Annotated in this window: 14 protein-coding genes, 1 tRNA gene and 2 pseudogenes; 8 read left to right on the top strand and 9 right to left on the bottom strand. The window is 71.2% G+C overall.

The features are described from left to right. Positions 1 to 105 precede the first annotated feature (105 nt). Positions 106 to 867, bottom strand: a pseudogene (locus ACZ6D7_RS09015) (sugar phosphate isomerase/epimerase family protein); the annotation flags it as partial. Here ACZ6D7_RS09015 and ACZ6D7_RS09010 point away from each other — a divergent pair. Continuing rightward, a pseudogene (locus ACZ6D7_RS09010) lies at positions 824 to 916 on the top strand (transposase); the annotation flags it as partial. The pseudogenes ACZ6D7_RS09015 and ACZ6D7_RS09010 sit on opposite strands and share 44 nt — an antisense overlap. Before the next feature lie 294 nt (positions 917 to 1,210). On the opposite strand, the gene ACZ6D7_RS09005 reads toward ACZ6D7_RS09010, so the two are convergent. From ACZ6D7_RS09005 to ACZ6D7_RS08995, 3 genes are read right to left on the bottom strand one after another with little or no spacing between them, the layout of a single operon-like run. Next, a complete protein-coding gene (locus tag ACZ6D7_RS09005) occupies positions 1,211 to 2,128 on the bottom strand; it encodes an ATP-binding cassette domain-containing protein (RefSeq protein ID WP_469485737.1) in 918 nt (305 codons plus the stop codon). Positions 2,129 to 2,136: 8 nt separating this feature from the next. Continuing rightward, positions 2,137 to 3,213 (bottom strand): ABC transporter permease, encoded by a 1,077-nt coding sequence (locus ACZ6D7_RS09000; protein WP_469485735.1) that lies wholly within the window; start codon positions 3,211 to 3,213, stop codon positions 2,137 to 2,139. After that, positions 3,213 to 4,229: a sugar ABC transporter substrate-binding protein gene (locus ACZ6D7_RS08995; protein ID WP_469485732.1), complete on the bottom strand. Its 1,017-nt coding sequence runs from the start codon at positions 4,227 to 4,229 to the stop codon at positions 3,213 to 3,215. Before ACZ6D7_RS08995 ends, ACZ6D7_RS09000 begins: the two co-directional genes overlap by 1 nt. Positions 4,230 to 4,626: 397 nt before the next feature. Between ACZ6D7_RS08995 and ACZ6D7_RS08990 the strand changes: the two genes are divergently transcribed. Beyond that, complete coding sequence (locus tag ACZ6D7_RS08990) at positions 4,627 to 5,412, top strand: GntR family transcriptional regulator (RefSeq protein ID WP_469485730.1); 786 nt, start codon at positions 4,627 to 4,629, stop codon at positions 5,410 to 5,412. A gap of 14 nt (positions 5,413 to 5,426) precedes the next feature. On the opposite strand, the gene ACZ6D7_RS08985 is transcribed toward ACZ6D7_RS08990, so the two are convergent. The 5 genes from ACZ6D7_RS08985 to ACZ6D7_RS08965 form a co-directional block, all read right to left on the bottom strand. Then, a complete protein-coding gene (locus ACZ6D7_RS08985) occupies positions 5,427 to 6,185 on the bottom strand; it encodes an SDR family NAD(P)-dependent oxidoreductase (RefSeq protein ID WP_469486060.1) in 759 nt (252 codons plus the stop codon). Positions 6,186 to 6,187: 2 nt separating this feature from the next. Then, positions 6,188 to 7,366 carry an acyl-CoA dehydrogenase family protein gene (locus ACZ6D7_RS08980; RefSeq protein ID WP_469485727.1) on the bottom strand — a complete coding sequence of 393 codons (1,179 nt, stop codon included), beginning with the start codon at positions 7,364 to 7,366 and terminating at the stop codon, positions 6,188 to 6,190. A gap of 155 nt (positions 7,367 to 7,521) precedes the next feature. Next, entirely contained in the window at positions 7,522 to 8,094 is a 573-nt protein-coding gene (locus tag ACZ6D7_RS08975; RefSeq protein ID WP_469485725.1) for a TetR/AcrR family transcriptional regulator, read from the bottom strand. A gap of 464 nt (positions 8,095 to 8,558) precedes the next feature. Further along, positions 8,559 to 9,050 carry a hypothetical protein gene (locus ACZ6D7_RS08970; protein WP_469485722.1) on the bottom strand — a complete coding sequence of 164 codons (492 nt, stop codon included), beginning with the start codon at positions 9,048 to 9,050 and terminating at the stop codon, positions 8,559 to 8,561. A gap of 353 nt (positions 9,051 to 9,403) precedes the next feature. Then, positions 9,404 to 9,477 (bottom strand) — tRNA-Pro (locus tag ACZ6D7_RS08965). 102 nt (positions 9,478 to 9,579) lie between these two features. On the opposite strand from ACZ6D7_RS08965, the gene ACZ6D7_RS08960 reads away from it, so the two are divergent. The 6 genes from ACZ6D7_RS08960 to ACZ6D7_RS08935 all read left to right on the top strand — a co-directional run bounded on the left by ACZ6D7_RS08960 (position 9,580) and on the right by ACZ6D7_RS08935 (position 15,784). Beyond that, positions 9,580 to 10,113: a DUF309 domain-containing protein gene (locus ACZ6D7_RS08960; RefSeq protein ID WP_469485720.1), complete on the top strand. Its 534-nt coding sequence runs from the start codon at positions 9,580 to 9,582 to the stop codon at positions 10,111 to 10,113. 92 nt (positions 10,114 to 10,205) lie between these two features. Beyond that, positions 10,206 to 10,979, top strand: coding sequence for a precorrin-6A synthase (deacetylating) (gene cobF, locus ACZ6D7_RS08955; RefSeq protein WP_469485718.1), 774 nt, complete (start codon positions 10,206 to 10,208; stop codon positions 10,977 to 10,979). 102 nt (positions 10,980 to 11,081) lie between these two features. Next, positions 11,082 to 13,166, top strand: a complete 2,085-nt coding sequence (locus tag ACZ6D7_RS08950) for an MDR family MFS transporter (RefSeq protein ID WP_469485715.1) — start codon at positions 11,082 to 11,084, stop codon at positions 13,164 to 13,166. Between the two features lie 150 nt (positions 13,167 to 13,316). Beyond that, positions 13,317 to 14,108: a methylenetetrahydrofolate reductase gene (locus ACZ6D7_RS08945; RefSeq protein WP_469486057.1), complete on the top strand. Its 792-nt coding sequence runs from the start codon at positions 13,317 to 13,319 to the stop codon at positions 14,106 to 14,108. A gap of 226 nt (positions 14,109 to 14,334) precedes the next feature. After that, on the top strand, positions 14,335 to 14,931 hold the full coding sequence (locus ACZ6D7_RS08940) for a TetR/AcrR family transcriptional regulator (protein ID WP_469485713.1): 597 nt from the start codon (positions 14,335 to 14,337) through the stop codon (positions 14,929 to 14,931). Positions 14,932 to 15,109: 178 nt separating this feature from the next. Then, positions 15,110 to 15,784 (top strand): enoyl-CoA hydratase-related protein, encoded by a 675-nt coding sequence (locus ACZ6D7_RS08935; RefSeq protein WP_469485710.1) that lies wholly within the window; start codon positions 15,110 to 15,112, stop codon positions 15,782 to 15,784. Positions 15,785 to 15,858 lie beyond the last annotated feature (74 nt).

Below are 15,858 nucleotides of genomic sequence, written 5' to 3'. Positions count from 1 at the left end.
GTGACCCCCCCCCCCCCCCCCCCCCCCCCCCCCCCCCCCCCCCCCCCCCCCCCCCCCCCCCCCCCCCCCCCCCCCCCCCCCCCCGCTGCTGTTCGGGAGGACCCGTCACGCCCCGCAGGACCGCAGGAACTTCCGGGTGCGGACGGCGATGGGCAGCGGCCGGTCCGGCTCGCACGGGTACATGTCCTGCTCGACGATCGCGAACAGCTCCACGCCCAGCTTCTGGGCCGCTTCCAGCACCGGCCCCAACTCCTGTACACCGGACGGCGGTTCGCACATGATCCCGCGCTGGACCGCCGGCCCGAAGGGCACCTCGTTCGCCACGACGTCGGCCAGGATCTCCGGGTCCACCTGCTTGAGGTGCAGATAGCCGATCCGCTCGCCGTAGGTCTCGATCAGCTTGACACTGTCGCCACCGCAGTAGGCGTAGTGGCCCGTGTCGAGGCAGAGGTTGACCAGTTCGGAGTCGGTGGAGTCCAGGAACCGCTCGACGTGGTCCTCGGTGTCGAGGTGGGTGTCGGCGTGCGGATGGACGACGATGTCCAGGCCGTACGTCTCCTTCACCTCGTGCCCGAGACGTTCCATGCCCTTGGTCAGGTGCGCCCACTGCTCGGCCGTCAGCTCCGACGGCTCCAGGATCTCGGCGGTCTTGTCGTCGCGCCAGAAGGACGGGATGACGACCAGGTGCTCGGCGCCCATCGCCCGGGTGAGCGCGGCGACCTCGCTGACGTGCTCCCAGGTGGACTCCCAGACGGACGGGCCGCGGTGCATACCGGTGAAGACCGTGCCCGCCGACACCTTCAGGTTCCGCCGGTTCAACAAGCTCTGGTCGGGTTCGTACTTCGCAGGGACCGTCGGTGGTGCCCCGCTCTCCGTGGTCAGGCAGTACATCGAGCAGCAGAACCGGCCGGTGTGAGCACCGCCCGGCGCCGCCGGGACCGAGCCCCCGCGGCGCTCCGCGCCGCGGGTGGGGAACACGCCCTGTCCGGCTCCGCCGGACAGGAATCCGCGACGCTCCGCGTCGCAACCATCAGATTCGCTTCACCACCGGGCTGAAGCCCGATGCACTGCGAATGAATCCCGGTAGCCCGCCTCGGCGACCTCGTCCAGGAAGCGTTCCCACGGCACCTGTCGGGGGTCGTCGGGGAACCAGACACCCCAGGAGTCGGGGGCGGAACCGACCCTGATCCGGTCCAGCGCGCCGGGCATCTCAGGAGGTCCCTTCGGCCGGGGTCGCCACCGGAGCCTTGAGGTCCTTCTCCTCCGGCAGCTCCTCGACGTCGACGCCGCGTACCTGGGCCAGTTCGTGCTTGAGCGCGGCGAGTTCGGCGCCGCCGGCCATGTGGTTGGTGAGTTCCTCGAGGCTGACCTCGGTGCGGGAGGCGGAGAGTTCGAGGGTGCCCAGGCGCAGGACGCTGAAGTGGTCGCCGACCATGTAGGCGTGGTGGGGGTTGTGGGTGATGAAGATGACGCCGAGGCCGCGGTCGCGGGCGGCGGCGATGTACTTCAGCACCACGCCGGACTGCTTGACGCCGAGGGCGGCGGTGGGCTCGTCGAGGATGAGGACGCGGGCGCCGAAGTAGACGGCGCGGGCGATGGCCACGCACTGCCGCTGGCCGCCCGACAGCGTCCCGATGGGCTGTTCGAGGTCGTCCAGGACGATCCCCATGTTGCGCAGTTCCTCGTCGGCGGTCTTCTTCATCGCGGCGATGTCGAGGCGGCGGATCGGCCAGGGGCCCTTGGTCATCTCGGAGCCGAGGAAGAAGTTGCGCCACACCGGCATCAGGGGGACCGTCGCCAGGTCCTGGTAGACGGTGGCGATGCCCTTGTCGAGCGCCTCGCGGGGGCTGGAGAAGCGGACGGGCCGGCCGTCGACGAGGAACTCGCCCTCGGTGTGCTGGTGCAGCCCGGAGACGATCTTGATGAGGGTGGACTTGCCGGCGCCGTTGTCGCCGAGGACGCAGGTCACCTTGCCGGGGTACACCTTCAGGTCGACGCCGTGCAGGGCGCGGATGTTGCCGTAGGACTTGCCGGCGTTGCGCAGTTCGACGAGGGGGCTCTCCCCCGCCTCGGGGACGGTGTCCGCGAGGATCGCGCCGTGCGTTCCGGTTCCGTTGCTGGTGGTCATCGGGTCGGTCACCTCCGGGTCGCCGTGCGCTGGACCCACAGATTGATGAGGACGGCGCCCAGGAGCATGACGCCGAGGAAGGCCTTGAACCAGTCGGGGTTCCAGCCGGCGTAGACGATGCCCTGCTGCACCATGCCGAACATGAAGGCGCCGAAGACCGGGCCGATGGCCGAGCCGGCGCCGCCGGTGAGCAGACAGCCGCCGATGACGGCCGCGGAGATGTAGATCAGCTCCTGGCCGACGCCCTCGCCCGACTGCACGGTGTTGAAGGAGAACAGCTGGTGCATGCCGATGAACCAGGCGCCGAAGCCGACCAGCATGAACAGCGAGATCTTGGTGAAGGTGACCGGGACACCGACGGCCCGCGCGGACTCCTTGTTGCCGCCGACCGCGAAGATCCAGTTGCCGTACTTCGTACGGATCAGGACCCAGGTGGCCAGGGCCGCGAAGACCAGCCAGTAGATGATGGTGATCTTCACCTGGACGCCGCCGACGTCGAAGGAGGAGGCGAAGACCTTCTTCGCCTGGCTGAAGCCGTCCATGTCGCTGATGTCGTCGGTGGCGACGTTGGTGGTGACCAGCTTGGTCACCGCGAGGTTGACGCCCTGGAGGATCAGGAAGGTGCCCAGAGTGATCAGGAAGCTGGGCAGCCCGGTCTTGACCACCATCCAGCCGTTGAGGAAGCCGATCCCGAGGGACACCAGGAGGGCGGCGACGATGCCCACCCAGACGTTCATGGTCAGTTGATAGCTGAGCATGCTCGCGGTCAGCGCCGAGGTGATCACCGCGACACCGGACGAGAGGTCGAACTCGCCGCCGATCATCAGCAGGGCCACGGGCAGGGCCATGATCCCGATGGTCGAGGACTGGTACAGGATGTTGGCCATCGCGCTGGCCTCGCGCACCGGCGGGGCCGCGATCAGGAAGAACACGTACACCGCGACGGCGCCGAGGAAGACACCCACCTCGGGGCGGGCCAGCAGCCGGAGCGCGAGGGGACGTTGCGTGGTCCGGCCGTCCGTCTCCTTCGGGCCGGAGGCCGGCGGTGTGGTCACCGCCGGCTCAGCCTTCTGGGTCATGCTCATCACCGGGTGCCCTTCGCGGCGAACGCGGCGACCGCGTCGACGTTGGACTTGTCGACGAAGGCCGGACCGGTCAGGACGGGAGCCTCGCCGCCGCCCATGTAGTTGCCGTTGTTCTTGTAGAGCCACAGCGAGTCCACGGCGAGGTAGCCCTGGAGGTACGGCTGCTGGTCGACCGCGAACTCGACGGTGCCCTTGCTGATGGCGCTGGTCAGGTCCTTGTTGAGGTCGAAGGTGGCGACCTTCGCCTTGCTGCCGGCGTCGGTCACCGACTGACCGGCCGTCAGCGCGAAGGGGGCGCCGAGGGTCACGACGTAGTCGATGGCCTTGTCCTGGCTCAGCTTGGCGGTGATGGTCGACTTCACCGACGGCATGTCGGTGCCGTTGACGTACAGCACCTCGGTGGAGCCGGAGAAGGTCTTCTTCACACCGTCACACCGCTGGGTGAGGCCGATGTTGCCCTGCTCCTGGATGACACAGACGGCCTTCTTGGCGCCGGCCTCGTTGAGCCGCTTGCCGAGCGCCTCGCCCGCGACGGTCTCGTCCTGGCCGAAGAACTCCATCAGTCCGAGCTTCTGCCATTCGCTCACACCGGAGTTGAGGCCGACCACGGGTATCTTCGCGGCCGTCGCCTTGGCCACGACATCCTTGAGGGCGTCCGGCTTGGCGAGCGTGACCGCGATGCCGTCGACCTTCTGGTCGATGGCGTTCTGCACCAGGTTGGCCTGACCGCCCGCGCTCGGGTCGGCGGAGTAGATGAGCTTGACGTTGTCCTTGGCCGCGGCGGCCTCGGCGCCCTTGCGGACGATGTCCCAGAAGGTGTCGCCGGGCGACTGGTGGGTCACCAGCGCCACCGTCATCTGCGGGGTGCTCGCCTTGCCCGCGGAGGCGCCGTCCGCGCTCTCCTCGGACTTCTTCCCGCCCGAGCTGCTGGAGCAGCCCGCGAGGGTCAGGGCCACCGCTGCGGCCATGGCCACGACCGGGGCAATTCTGCGGGAACGGGGCGAAGAGCTGTCCATCTTTCCTGCACCTCACTGTGCGACGGGGGAAACCACGGGGAAAGGGGAGGCGATCTCGAGGATCAGTGGCCCGCTACTGCTCAGGGTGGGGCCATGGGGCCGGGTCCGCGACTGTTCGGGTGACGTGGACTCGGTTTGTGCGCTGTTGGGACGGGATCCAATCCCGTGGCGAGCCCACTGTCAATACTTTGTTAAGACATCATTTCACGAGCAGGTCCGAATGTAAGAACAAACCATTGACACAGAGGGCCGCGGGGACCTACACCTGAGAGACGCCACGGGTCGTACCGGGGCCGAAATCTACCCGCTGCGCACGGGCGTACCCCTCGTACGCGTGGACGATTCGGGGATGTTGGATCACAGCTCCGCTACGCGGCCGACGCAGGAGGTTCCCTCGATGGCGAAGACCGGTGAACGGACCCGCGCGGTGGCCGGTTCGGCGCTGGACGGCCTGCACTTCGGGCTCGACCGCTCCAGTCCGGTGCCGCTGTACTACCAGCTCGCCCAGCAGCTGGAGTCGGCCATCGAGCACGGGGCGCTCGCCCCCGGCAACCTGCTCGGCAACGAGATCGACCTGTCGACCCGGCTCGGCCTGTCCCGGCCGACGGTCCGCCAGGCGATCCAGTCCCTGGTCGACAAGGGCCTGCTGGTGCGCCGCCGCGGAGTGGGCACGCAGGTCGTGCACAGCCAGGTGAAACGGCCGCTGGAACTCAGCAGCCTCTACGACGACCTGGAGGCGGCCGGACAGGGGCCCGCCACGCAGGTCGTCCGCAACGAACGCGTCCCCGCCACCGCCGACGTGGCGGCCGCCCTGGGGATCGCGGAGGGCGCCGAGGTCACCCTCCTGGAGCGGCTGCGCTCGGCGCACGGGCAGCCGGTGGCGTTCCTGTGCAACTACCTGCCCCCGGCCCTGCTGGACCTCGACACGGCCCGGCTGGAGGCGACCGGCCTCTACCACCTGATGCGGCTGACCGGCATCACCCTGCACAGCGCCCGCCAGACCATCGGCGCCCGCGCGGCGAGCGCCGAGGAGGCCGCGCTCCTCGCCGAGCGGGAGGGCGCGGCCCTGCTGACCATGCAGCGCACGGCGTACGACGACACCGGTCGCCCGGTCGAGTACGGGACGCACATCTACCGCGCGTCCCGGTACGCGTTCGACTTCCAGCTGCTGGTCAGGACCTGAAGGCTGCCCGAGGGCTACCTCGGGGCCATCCGCAGCGCGCCGTCCATGCGGATCGTCTCGCCGTTGAGGTAGTCGTGGTCGACGATGGCCAGGGCGAGCTTGGCGTACTCCTCGGGGAGGGCCAGCCGGCGCGGGAAGGGCACGCCCGCCGCGAGCCCGGCGCGGAACTCGTCCGAGACGGTCGCCAGCATCGGCGTCTCCACGATGCCCGGGGCGATGGTGCACACCCGGATGCCGTACTGCGCCAGGTCGCGGGCGGCGGGCAGGGTCAGGCCGACGACGCCGCCCTTGGAGGAGGAGTAGGCGGCCTGTCCGATCTGGCCGTCGTAGGCGGCGATGGACGCGGTGTTGACGATCACGCCGCGCTGGCCGTTCTCGTCGGCCTCGGTCTCGGCGATGGCCTCGGAGGCGAGCGCGAGCACGTTGAAGGTGCCGATCAGGTTGATCTGGATCACCTTGGCGTACAGACCCAGGTCGTGGACGCCCTTCTTGCCGAGGATCCGGGCGGACGGACCGATTCCGGCGCAGTTGACGACCGTACGCAGCGGCACGCCCGAGCCGGCCGCGACGGCGACGGCGGCGCGGACCTGCTCGGGGTCGGTGACGTCGGCCGGGACATAGGTGACGCCGTCGACCTCGGGCGCCTTGTCGATGCCGTCCTTGAGGTCGAGGGCGAAGACCTTGGCGCCACCGGCGGCGAGGGCCTTCGCGGTGGCCGCGCCGAGGCCGGACGCACCGCCGGTGACAAGGGCGGCGGTGTGGGCGAGCTGCATCATCACTCCTTGCCGAGGACGGTGAGCACACCGCCCTCGTTACGGTCCAGCGCACGGGAGATGATCATGCGCTGGATCTGATTGGTTCCTTCGAAGATCTGCATGACCTTGGCCTCGCGCATATAGCGCTCGACGGGGAAGTCGCGCGTGTATCCGTACCCGCCGAGGACCTGCACCGCGTCCGTGGTCACCTTCATGGCATTGTCCGTGGCCACGAGTTTGGCGATCGAGGCCTCCCGTGTGAAGGGCAGGCCGAGATCCTTCAGCCGCGCGGCCGCGAGCGCGGTGGCCCGCGCCGACTCGATCGCCGCGCCCATGTCGGCCAGCACGAACGCCAGCCCCTGGTGCTCGATGATCGGCTTGCCGAAGGTCTCCCGCTCGCGGGCGTAGCGCACCGCGTGGTCGAGGGCGCCCTGGGCGAGGCCGCAGGCCACGGCGGCGATACCGAGCCGGCCGTGGTCGAGGGAGGCGAGCGCGATCTTCAGACCCTGCCCCTCCTCCCCGATGAGCCGCTCGGCCGGCACCCGGACGTCGTCCAGCCGCATGGTGGCGGTCGCCGAACCGGTCAGGCCCATCTTCCGCTCCGGCGGGTCGGCGCTGAGCCCCGGGGTGTCCGCCGGGACCAGGAAGCAGGAGATGCCGCGCGCCCGGTCGTCGGAGGTGCGGGCCATGACCGTGTAGAAGTCGGCGTACCCGCCGTGCGTCGTCCACGCCTTGGCGCCGTTGAGGACGTAGTGGTCGCCGTCGCGGACCGCGCGGGTCAGCATGGCCGCCGGGTCGGAGCCGGCGTGCGGCTCGGACAGGCAGTACGCGCCGAGCTGCTCACCGGCGAGCATGTCCGGCAGCCAGCGGCGCCGCTGCTCCTGGGTGCCGAACCGGGCCAGCGGGAAGCAGGACAGGGCGTGCACCGAGATGCCGACGGCGACGCTCGACCAGACCGCGGCGACCTCCTCCAGGACCTGGAGATAGACCTCGTACGGCTGGCCCGCTCCGCCGTCCTCCTCGGCGAACGGCAGTCCGAGCAGGCCGCTGCGCCCGAGGGTGCGGAAGACATCCCGGGGGAAGGCCCCGTCCGCCTCCGCGTCGGCCACTCGGGGTGCGAGTTCCTTGGCGGCGAAGGTGCGCGTGAGCTGGATGAGCTCGACGGCTTCCTCGGTCGGCAGGGCACGAGTGGCAGGCATGGTGACCTCCACGGTCAGTACTGGAAGTGATACTGGAGTGCGTACGCACGTATCATTCACAGTACTGCACCCAGGCGTGCCACAGCCAGCCGGGGAGCCCCGGCGGGAATCAGGCGGGAATCAGGCAGGGACGAGTCGGGGGTCGGGCGGGACGGTCAGGACGAGACGGCGTGCACGATCAGCGAGGCGAGCTGCTCGTAGGCCTCGGCGTCGGTCAGCCCGGTGCGGGCCTTCAGCTCGCCCTGCTGGATCTGGCGCATGGTCGCGGCGGCGACCTCGCCGACGAACGCGGTGTGCACGTCCCGGAAGGCGCCGCCGGACACACCCTCGGCGATCAGCTGGCGGACCCGCTCCGCGGCCATCCGCGTGTTGGCCTCGTAGACCTCGCGGGCGGGCGGGAAGTCCGCCACGTCGTCGAGGAAGCGGCGGGAGAGCGGGCGCAACTGCTCGGCGACGGCCGTGAGGTAGACACGGACGCGGTCGGACGGCTCGACGGTCTGCGCCACCCGCTTCTCGACGGCCTCGGTCGCCCCGCGGAAGTAGTGCTTGACCGCCTCCACGACCAGCCCCTGCTTGCTGCGGGCGAGCTGGTACAGCGTGGTCTTGGAACAGCGCAGCCGTACGGCGAGGTCGTCCAGGGTGAGGTCCGAGAACCCCTCCGCCGTGAGCAGCGCGACGAGTCGTTCCAGCAGGTCGGCCTGTCGGGCGGTACGGCGGGTGGACGGCATGGGCCCAGCGTAACCGCCCCCGCCGCACCCCGAGGGCCTTCGCCCCGGGCCGGTGCGCACCGTCGGTGGACGGAGTCCGGCCGGGCCACCGACGACGCCCCCGCCGGCGGGCCGATCGGCGCCCCGCCGCCCAACTGCCGGGCCAGGACGGCGTGCCGGGTTTCGTGAGCCGCCGGCAGGAGCCGGTCCCGGCGGGCGTACGCGCCCTGGGTGGTGGCGAGTACGCGACCGGGGTCAGGGCCAGGTCGGCCCGCAGACAGCCGCGGAGTTCGGCTCCGGTGTGCCGGACGCTGCCGTCCGGAAGGGTTCGCAGGGATGCCGCACGCCGAACACAGCGTCGGGTCCGACGGTTCTTCACCGTCGGACCCGACGCCCGGCACCGAGACCGCGAGGTCAGGCCGGCCGGTGAGGCACCGGCAGTCCCGTACGGCTCGTCAGGTCGGCGTCGGGCGATGAGCCGTCGTTCAGACGGTGCTCACACAACCGTTGACCTGGAGTTGCGCGGATGTGGCGAGCACCGCGTTCAACGCCAGGCTGACCTGAAGCGGGTTGGTCGGGAAGGTGGTCAGCGCGGCGCTCAGGGCCTGCAGGTTCTGCTGGAGCTGGAGAGTGAGCGCTACGCAGATCGGCGACGGTACGGGCCCCGTCGGGAGACACAGCTGAGCCTGGAGCTGTGCGACCGTGGCCTGGGCCGCGGTGATGGACGCCTGGGCCGCGACGACATTGGGCGGCGTGGCGACCAGAGCCGTCTGGGCGGCCTGGAGTTGCGTGGAGAGCTGAACGTTCAACTCGGCGCAGGTCAGCGCCGCGGCCCCGTCGGGCTTCGCGTCCTGAACGACACGCTTGGTGCTCTGCGGGGCCGTGGCCGCAGTGGCTGCCGGGGCGATGGCCAGGGCCAGGGAGGTCAGGGCCGCGGCCGCAGCGACAGCGGACCCGAAGCGCTTGAGAGATGGCATTCCGCGCCTTTCCTTGTGCGTGGGTGAGAAACCTGGTGGGGGTGTCCCCGTGTTCAAAAGGCCACGCAACGTGATCGACGGCAAGTCCAGCCGTCCTGCTCACTCCTGGCCGCGGCAGACTCCAGGAACCCATGATCGACGGAAAAGCCCAGTTCAGAAACGTGCGGAGCAGGCAATTCGAACCGACGCCGCCCGCTACGGTGGACGAGTGGCCCGAAGGGCACCATCACGGTCGGTCACATGACACCAGGCTGGTGACCGAATGTGACACGACAGCCCGGGAAATGACCAAGAGCCCTGTCTCACCGAAGTGAGACAGGGCTCTTGATCTGCGACCGTGAATGAACCACCAGTCGGGACGACAGGATTTGAACCTGCGACCCCTTGACCCCCAGTCAAGTGCGCTACCAAGCTGCGCCACGTCCCGGTGCGCTGTCGTCGCGGTGTTCGCCGCGTGATCGCGCGGACAGCACTTTACCCCACACCGGGCGCTGCCCCGAAGAGGGCCTCGGGGCGGGACAATCGTCGTATGGGCAGTGCAGCGGGCAAGGACAGTGGCCGGGCCGTCGGGACGCGGGACCGGGACGGCGAGGGGCGGGCGCGCAGCGCGCGGCCCCGGGACGGGCTGGGCCGGCCCCTGCCGTACGGCGCGGCGGGGGTGGAACGGCAGCCGGAGGGCGTCGTACGGCCCCCCGAGGAGACCGTCACGGAGGCACAGGCGCTGCTGGACTCGGGGAAGCCGTTCCACGCGCACGAGGTGTTCGAGGACGCCTGGAAGTCGGGGCCCGAGGCCGAGCGCACGCTGTGGCGGGGGCTCGCGCAGCTCGCGGTCGGTCTCACGCACGCGGCCCGGGGCAATGCCACGGGCGGTGCGCGGCTGCTGCGCCGGGGCGCCGGGGCGGTGACGGAGTGGGCGAAGACGGACGCGGGCCGTGCGCGGCCCCACGGGCTGGACCTCGCGGGGCTGGCCCGGTGGGCGCGGGAGCTGGCCGCGGAGGTGGAGCGGACGGCCGCGCCGGTGGACGCGGGGGCACGGGCGCCACTGCTGCGCGGCGACTCCTGACCCCGCCGCGCCACCTCCCTCGGCCGCCCTCCGCGGTCCTGGCGCGGTACCTGGCGCGGTCACTGTCAGTGGCGTAGGGCAGACTCGTGGTCGTGCGAAGGATTCATGTCATCGGTATCGGCGCGGGCGACCCGGAGCAGCTGACCCTCCAGGCGGTCGGAGCGCTGCGGAGCACGGACGTGTTCTTCGTCCTGGACAAGGGCGAGGTGAAGAGCGACCTGACGCGGCTGCGCCGGGACATGCTGGACACGCACCTGCCCGAGGGCGGGTACCGGGTCGTCGAGGCCCGGGATCCGGAGCGGGACCGGCGGGCGGGCGGCGCGGCCTACTCCCCCGCCGTCGACGACTGGCGCAGCGCCCGCGCCGGCATCTACGAGCGGCTGATCCGCGAGGAGCTGGGCGAGGACGAGAGCGGCGCGTTCCTGGTCTGGGGCGACCCGGCGCTGTACGACAGCACGCTGGGGATCCTGGAGGAGGTGCTGGCCCGGGGCACGGTCGCCTTCGAGTACGACGTCATACCGGGCGTCAGCAGCGTCTCGGCGCTCGTCGCCCGGCACCGCACGGGCCTGAACCGGGTGGCGCGGCCGGTGCAGATCACCACCGGCCGGCGGCTCGCCGAGGGCTTCCCGGAGGGGGTGGACGACGTGGTGGTGATGCTGGACGCACACCAGACCTTCCGGCAGTACGCCGGGGAGGACCTCGACATCTACTGGGGCGCCTACATCGGCACGCCGGACGAGATCCTGGTCGCGGGCCCGATCGCCGAGGCCGGCCCCCGGATCGAGCGGCTGCGCGCCGAGGCGCGCGAGCGCAAGGGCTGGATCATGGACACGTATCTGCTGCGCCGGCACCCGAAGGAGCGGTAGCCCCGAGGAGCGATGACCCCGAGGAGCAGCGGCCCCGAGGAGCGGTAGCCCGAGCGGCCCGCCGGGCATGCGGGCCCGGCCCGCCGGTGTGATCGTGACGTCGTGACAGTCGTCGAGGAGACCGCCCCGGCCGCCCCGCAGCCGCCGGTCCTGGACACGCGCCGCCGCAACATCGTCTTCGCGACGATCGTGCTGGGGATGCTGCTGGCGGCCCTGGACCAGACGATCGTGGGCACGGCGCTGCCGACGATCGTGTCGGACCTCGGCGGGGCCGCCCACATGTCGTGGGTGGTCACGTCGTACCTCCTCGCGGAGACCGTCGCGACGGTGCTGGTCGGCAAGTTCGGTGACCTGTTCGGCCGCAAGGTGGTCTTCCAGGTGTCGGCGATCGTGTTCATCACGGGGTCGTTCCTGTGCGGTCTGGCCACCAACATGTCGCTGCTGATCGCCTGGCGGGCCATGCAGGGCATCGGCGCGGGCGGGCTGATGGTGACGGCGATGGCGCTGATCGCGGACGTCATCCCGCTGCGCGAGCGCGGCAAGTACCAGGGCGCGATCGGGGCCGTGTTCGGCGTGGCGACGGTCATCGGGCCGCTCCTGGGCGGCCTGTTCACCGACCATCTGTCCTGGCGTTGGGCGTTCTACGTCAACGTGCCGATCGCGATCCTCGTCGTCTTCGCGGCGGCCCGCACCATCCCGGCGGTGAAGTCGGCGTCCCGGCCGGTCATCGACTACCTGGGCATCGCCCTGGTCGCTGTCGGCGCGAGCGCGCTGATCCTGGCGACGAGCTGGGGCGGCAACGAGTACGCGTGGGGCTCGGCCGTCATCGTCGGCCTGTTCGTGAGCGGGACGCTGGCCCTCGGCCTGTTCTGCGTGGTGGAGACGCGGGCGAAGGAACCGATGCTGCCGATGCGGCTGTTCGGCAACCCGGTCTTCACGGTCTGCTCGATCCTCAGCTTCATCGTCGGCTTCGCGATGCTCGGCGCGCTGACGTACCTGCCGACCTATCTCCAGTACGTCGACGGCGACTCGGCCACGGTGTCGGGTGTGCGCACGCTGCCGATGGTGGCCGGCCTGCTCATCGCGTCGATCTTCAGCGGCAACGTGGTCAGCCAGACCGGCCGCTACCGTCTCTTCCCGATCGTCGGCTCGCTGGTGATGGGGGTCGGCCTGTATCTGATGTCCCTGATGGGGCCGGGCACGGGCGCCTGGCTGGAGTCCCTGTACATGTTCGTGCTGGGCACCGGCATCGGCCTGTGCATGCAGGTCCTGACGATCGCCGTGCAGAACACCGTCGACTACGCCGACCTGGGCACCGCCACCTCGGGCGTCACCTTCTTCCGCACCCTGGGCAGTTCCTTCGGCACGGCCGTCTTCGGCACGATCTACACCAACACCCTCACCTCCCACCTGGGGGACGGTGTCGCCGCGGCCACCACGGCGGCGGGCGCCGGTGCCGACCCCGCGGCCATCGGCAGGGCCGCGACCAGCCCCGAGGGTCTGCACGGGCTGCCCGACCCGGTCGCCGCCCCGATCATCGAGGCGTACGCGGACACCCTCCACACGGTCTTCCTGTGGACCGTGCCGGTCGCCGCGCTCGGCTTCGTCGTCGCCCTGTTCCTCAAAGAGGTGCCGCTGCGCGACAGCGCGCGGTTCGGCTCCACGGACATGGGCGAGGGGTTCGGCCAGCCCTCCGGGGCGGACTCGCGGCGGGTCCTGGAGGCATCCGTCGCGAAGATCATCGGCGGTACGGACCTGGACACCGCCCGCCGGCTCGTCGAGGAGTCCGACACCCGTCTCGACATCGCGGGCGCCTGGGCCGTGATGCAGGTGGAGGTGTTCACCCGCATGGTCGGCCACGCGAGCCTGGGGCTGGTCGCCGCCCGCCGCCATCTGCCGCCCGAGGTGCTGCTGCCGGTGTTCGACCGCATGGTCGACGAGGGGTATCTGACCCGCCACGGCTCGCTCCTCTCCCACACGGAGGCCGGTGTGCGCGAGGCCGGCGTCATCACCGAGGCGTGGGGGCGCTGGCTGGAGGAGCGGGTGACCCAGGACATCGGCCGCCCGCCGGGCGACGATCTGCGCGCGGCCGTGGACACCATCTCCAAGCGGCTCCTGGTCGAGGACCTCAACACCGCTCTGCCGCAACGCCGGGCGGAACCGGAACCGGCCGTCCTCGCCCCGTAGGAGTCGGGGTCCGCGGGTCCGGCCCCTGTTAGCCTGCCCACTAGATCGATCCAGCCAGCGTCCCGCGCCCACACCATTGCGCACGCTTCTCGGGTGAGCGACACCCTGACGACCACCACACCCCGGCTCCTGGACGACTTCTCCCTGGAGATGACCGGCAAGGACGTGGCGCACCTGGAGGAGGCCCGGGCGGCGATCCCGCCGGGCACCCGGATCAACGTCACCTTCCTCGGCAACGAGACGCCCGAGCTGCGGCTCTCGGCCGCGCGGACGGCGGCACGGCTGGGCTTCGTCCCCGTCCCGCACCTCTCCGCGCGCCGGCTGCGCTCCCGGGCCGAACTGGCCGAGTTCCTCGCCGCGCTCCGGGAGGCCGGCGCCGCCGACCACGTCTTCGTCGTCGGCGGCGACCCCGCCGTCCCGCATGGCCCGTACGCCGACTCGCTGTCCGTGCTGCGCTCCGGGCTGCTCCAGGAGTACGGCGTACGGCACGTCGGCGTCAGCGGGTACCCCGAGGGCCACCCGGCGATCGGCGAGCGGGTGCTCTGGTCGGCGATCGAGGAGAAGGCCGCGGTGCTGCGGGAGCTGGGCCTGGCGGGCAGTGTGATCACCCAGTTCGGGTTCGACGTCGAGCCGGTCCTGGCGTGGGTGGAGAACCTCCGGGCGCGCGGGGTGGACCTCCCGGTGCGGGTCGGGGTGCCCGGCCCGGCCGGGGTGCGGCGGCTGCTGTCGTACGCGACGCGGTTCGGGGTGGGCACCGGCGCGGGCATCGCGCGCAAGTACGGGTTCTCGCTGACCAACCTGATGGGGACGGCCGGGCCCGACCGGTTCGTGCGGGACCTGGCCGAGGGGTACGACCCCGGCCGGCACGGAGACCTCGGGCTGCACTTCTACACGTTCGGCGGGATCGCCGCCACGGCGGACTGGGTGGCCGGGCGCCTCTGAAACCCGCCCCGGCGGGCCCGAGACCACGCGCGGCACGCCAGAGACCACGCGCGGCACGCCTGAACCAGTCGCGGTGTGCCCGAATCCACTCGCGACGCGCCCCTTGCGACGCGCCCGAACCCATCCGCGACCACCCTTGCATGTTCTATGCCATAGAGCATAATTACTGACCGGTAGCGCGTGCCCGGTCCGAGGTGCCCGCGCACCGGCGGAGGAGAGGTGTGCCGTGAGCCCGCGCAGGAGCGACAGCCGTGAGCGGATGGTCTCCAGTACCGCCGCCCTGCTCGGCGAGCACGGGGCGAGCGGGGTGAGCATCGACCGGGTGCTCGCCCACAGCGGCGCGCCGCGCGGCTCGGTGTACCACCACTTCCCCGGCGGGCGCGCCCAGCTGATCGACGAGGCGGTGGTGTTCGCCGGGGACTTCGTCGCCGAGCTGATCGACACCGCCGCGGAGGCCCCCGATCCGCTGCGGGCCGTCGACGCGTTCTTCACGCTGTGGCGGGAGCGGCTGCTGAACAGCGACTTCCGGGCCGGCTGTCCCGTGGTCGCGGTGGCCGTGGAGACCGACGACGACGCCCCGGAGCCCGCCCGCTCGGCGGCCGCGGCCTTCGCCCGCTGGCAGCGGGCGCTGGCCGCCCTGCTCGTCCGCCACGGCCTGCCGGAGGAACGCGGTCGGCGGCTGGGCGCGTTCGTCGTCGCGGCGGTGGAGGGCGCGGTGGTGATGTGCCGGGCCGAGCGGAGCACCGCCCCGCTCGACGCGGTCGCCGTGGAGATCCACGACCTGCTGGAGCACGCGCTGCGGACGGTGAACCCTAGCCCGTAGCCCGTAGCCCGTAGCCCGTAGCCCGTGGCCCGGTAGCCCATAGCCCGTAACCCATGGCGCCTCTTGCCCTTGGCCCCCGGCCTCTGGCCCATGGCCCCGGTCCGTCGGTCCGCCGCCCGGGCGTACTCGCTGTGAGACCCACCCCCTGCACCGCGTCCCCCTGCCCGAAGGAGTCGCCATGCCCACGCTCGACCGCCAGGACCAGGTCTTCGTCCTCGACCTCGGGGACGGGGAGAATCGTTTCCACCCGGACTGGATCACGGCCGTGGACGCGGCCCTGGACGAGGTGGAGAAGGCGGACGGGCCGCGCGCCCTGGTGACCGCCGCCACCGGGAAGTTCTACTCCAACGGCCTCGACCTGGAGTGGCTGTTCGCGCACGCCGACCGGCATCTGGACTATGTCGTCTCGCTCCACGAGCTGTTCGCCCGGCTGCTGAGCCTGCCGGTCGTCACGGTCGCCGCGCTCCAGGGGCACACCTTCGCGGCAGGCGCGATGCTCTCGCTGGCCCACGACGTCCGGGTGATGCGCGCCGACCGCGGCTTCTGGTGCCTGCCCGAGGCGGACATCAACATCCCCTTCTCCCCGGGCATGTCCGCGCTCATCCAGGCCCGGCTCGCGCCGCGCGCCGCACACGAGGCCATGGTCACCGCCCGGCGCTACGGCGGCCAGGACGCGCTGTCCGCCGGGATCGTGGACCACGCGGTCGGCGAGGACGCCGTACGCGCCGCGGCCGTCGAGATCGCCGCGGCGCAGGCCGGCAAGGCGGGCGAGACCCTGCGCACCATCAAGTCCCGTATGTACGCCCCGGTCCTCGCCACGCTGCGGGACCGGGAGAACCCGCTGGGCGACTGAACTCCCGCGCCCGGCACGCCCTTTCGAAAGGATCCACCGTGACCTCCACCGCCGACCTCGCCGCCCTGTCCGGC

The sequence above is a fragment of the Streptomyces sp. NPDC041784 genome, from assembly GCF_055591025.1.
This window is presented reverse-complemented; position numbering and strand designations above follow the sequence as displayed.